The following is a 3,092-nucleotide window of genomic DNA, read 5'->3' as shown; positions in this document are numbered from 1 at the left end:
CGGACGGGCCGCGCGCCGGGGCGGGGCGGACGACGCGTCCGACGGACGGGCCGCGCGCCGGGGCGGGGCGGCGAGCGCGAGCGCCAGGACGCCGGCCATCGTCGCCGCGGTCACGGCGAAGCCCGTCGTGTACCCCGTTCCGGCGGGATGGCCGCGCACGGCCGACGCCGTGAGGATGACCGCGCTCACCTGCGTCCCGAGGGAGCCGCCGACCGTCCGCAGCAGGGTGTTGACGCCGGTCGCCACGCCCGTCTGGGCGGGCTCGACCGCCGCGACCACCAGGTTCGCGACCGCCGCGTAGGCCAGCCCGAGCCCGATCCCCCGCGCGGTGCCGCCGACGTAGAGCTCCCACATCGCGCCATGGACGAGCGCGACGAACGCGTACCCCGCCCCCGTGAGCACGGCCCCGGCCACCAGCACCGCCCGTGATCCGACGCGGTGGTGGAGCCGTCCGGCCGCGATGCCCGCGAGCGTCATGCCGACGCTCGCCGGAAGCTGGAGCATCGCCGCCGCCGTCGCGCTCCCGCCGAACCCGGTGGGACGCGGCGCCTGGACCAGCAGCGGGAACAGCACCCCGCCCGCCATGAGGCCGTACCCGGCCAGCAGGGACGCCGCGTTCGCCGTCCACACCCCGCGCACGCGCATCAGCCGGGGATCGACCAGGGGCTCCGGGACCCGCCGCTCCACGGCCCACCAGACGGCCGCCAGGACCAGCGCGGCGCCCGCCAGGCCCAGCACTCCCGGGGACGTCCAGCCCCACGCCATGCCCTGCGTGAGCGCCGTCAGGGCCGCGACCATCCACGCCGAGAACAGGCCCGCGCCCCACCAGTCCACGCCCGCTCCGGGGCGTCCGGGCACGCGCGGGACGAGCCGCCACGCCAGCAGCAGGCCCGGCACCAGCCCGAACACCGGCATCCACAGCAGCCAGCGCCAGCCCAGCAGGTCGATCACCGGCCCGGCCACGCACCACGACAGCGCGCCGCCCAGCCCGAGCATCGACGACATCAGCCCGACCGCCGACGCCGTCCGGGCCGGTGGCAGGACGTTCCGGATCACCGTGTACGCGAGCGGGAACACGCCGCCGCCGACACCGGCCAGCGCCCGTCCCGCCAGCAACACCCCCAGAGACGGCGAAACGGCCGCCAAGACCGTCCCGGCCGTCGCGACCACCAGGACCACCAGCAGCACCCTCCGCGGCCCGTACAGGTCACCCAGGCGCCCCACGACGGGCGTCGAGACGGCCGCCGACAGCATCATCGCCGTCAGCCCCCACGCCGCCCCCGCCGCCGAGGTGTGCAGGTCCCGCTGGACGAGCGGCATCGCGGGCGTCAGGACCGCCATCGACAGCGAGTACGCCACGACGCCGAGGAACGCCAGCAGCGCGGGCAGCGCCGTCCGCCCGTCCTCACGCGCCGTCCCGCGCTCCACATCGGCACGCGCCGTCCGACCGCGCCCCGCATCCGCATGCACCTCCGCATGCGCCGCCCGGCCGCGCCCCGCACCGGGACGCCTCGGCCGTGGAACCCGCCGCTCCCCCTCGTCCCCACGCTCCCGCGCCCGCCGCCCGTCCCCGCCATTTCGCCGCATCACCACCGGGATATTGTCATCCACCAACAAAGGGCGACGCACACTTCATAAATCACTTAGGCACTAAAACAACCCGGCTCGCATTTCCCGCCGCACCAACACAGCCCGTGACCACCTCCGGCCACCCACCGCCCCTCCCCCTCAAGATCACCGCGCACCCCGGACGAACTCGCCCCCTCCCCAACACACGCCCACCCGCTAAACGTGAACGACGCCCCGGCGCCCGCAGCACAAGCCTGGACAAACGCAGCGCACCCCACCAGATCGACACACCCACGATGACAAGGGCGGCCCCACTGACGACGCACGCGAGCCCGTTCTCCCCACCGCCAGCCAACGATGGCCGAGCAGTCCGCGCCTGTCCGACCGGGCCACGCCCGACGAACAGACCCGAGCTGGGCGCAGCTCGCCCAGCCCTCGGCGATGACGCGGGGCGCGCAGATCTCCGGACTGCGCGCAGGTCGCGCACACCCCGGCGTACGCGCCGCCCCCGCAGACCCCGGCCTTGGCGCAGATCGCGCAGATCCCCGGCCTTCGCACAGATCGCGCAGATCCGGCATTGACGCAGCTCGCGCAGACGGCGCCCCAGGCGCAGGTAGCGCAGACCCCGGCCTTGACGCGGGTCGCGCAGCCCCCGGACCACGCACAGGTCGCGCAGGCACCGGGCTAGGCGCAGGGCGCGGTTTGACAACGAGGTCTCGCGTGACGAGCAGGTCGCGGGCGACGGGCGGATGTGCTCACGTCGTAGACGGGCCGGACGTCACGACGGACAGAGGACGCAGCGCGCGGTCGGCGAGGGGCCGGATCGGCGCCGGGGCGAGCCCGCAGTGCGGCGGCCATCGGCGGCACGGCGACGCCCCGCACGACGGGCACCTATGGGGACGCGAACGTGGCGCGAGGGCTCACGGGCCTGGAGAGCGCCGAGCAAGGTGGTTCGCGGGCTTGCGGACCGGGCGCGGACGGCCGGCTAGGCATGCGCGGCGGGTGGGGGACCGCGGGGCACTGGGGCTGGGCTGGGGATGTGGCCGGGCCGTCGCGGTGCCGGTGAGGGGGCACTGCGACGGCCCGGCCTGCCGGTCGTCCCAAGGGGTGGACGGCCGGAGCGGGGCCCGGGCGTGGGGCATGGGCGGGCGGACCTTCGGCCGTGCCGCACGCCGGGGCGTCGGGCCCGGAGGAGCCGCCCCGCAGCATGCTCCTCCGGGAGTTCTCAGCTCGCCCGGTTGGTGGTGGGGAGCGTCTGCTGGACCGGGATGCCGAGGGTGTCCTCGACGAGGGTGACGAAGATCTCCGCGTCGTGCAGGAGCTCGTCGGCCTCGCGCGGGGTGACGGCGCGGGGCAGGCCGGCCTCGGCGGCGGCGCGCTTGTCGGCGCCGGCGGCGAAGTAGGCGGCCCACTCGCGCAGCGCGGGGTCGGCCTCCGGGAGCAGCACCCAGACGCTGCGCGGACGGGCGCGGCGGCGGGTGAGGTCCAGCGGCTGGTGCGCGGCCAGGACGGCGGCGGCGGCG

General features: G+C 76.1%; 2 protein-coding genes. Both read right to left on the bottom strand.

The genetic code is table 11. From position 1 onward, the window contains the following. On the bottom strand, positions 1-1,428 hold a 1,428-nt coding region (locus DZF91_RS25925), incomplete at its 3' end, for an MFS transporter (RefSeq protein ID WP_235834566.1). Between the two features lie 1,366 nt (positions 1,429-2,794). Beyond that, positions 2,795-3,092, bottom strand: a 298-nt coding sequence (locus DZF91_RS25920; protein ID WP_268915977.1) for an SAV_6107 family HEPN domain-containing protein, incomplete at its 5' end; no start/stop codon positions are given.

The organism is Actinomadura logoneensis (genome assembly GCF_003428695.1).
Classification (GTDB): Bacteria; Actinomycetota; Actinomycetes; order Streptosporangiales; family Streptosporangiaceae; genus Spirillospora; species Spirillospora logoneensis.
The sequence above is the reverse complement of the archived record's forward strand: the minus strand, read 5'-3'. Positions and strand labels throughout refer to the sequence as shown.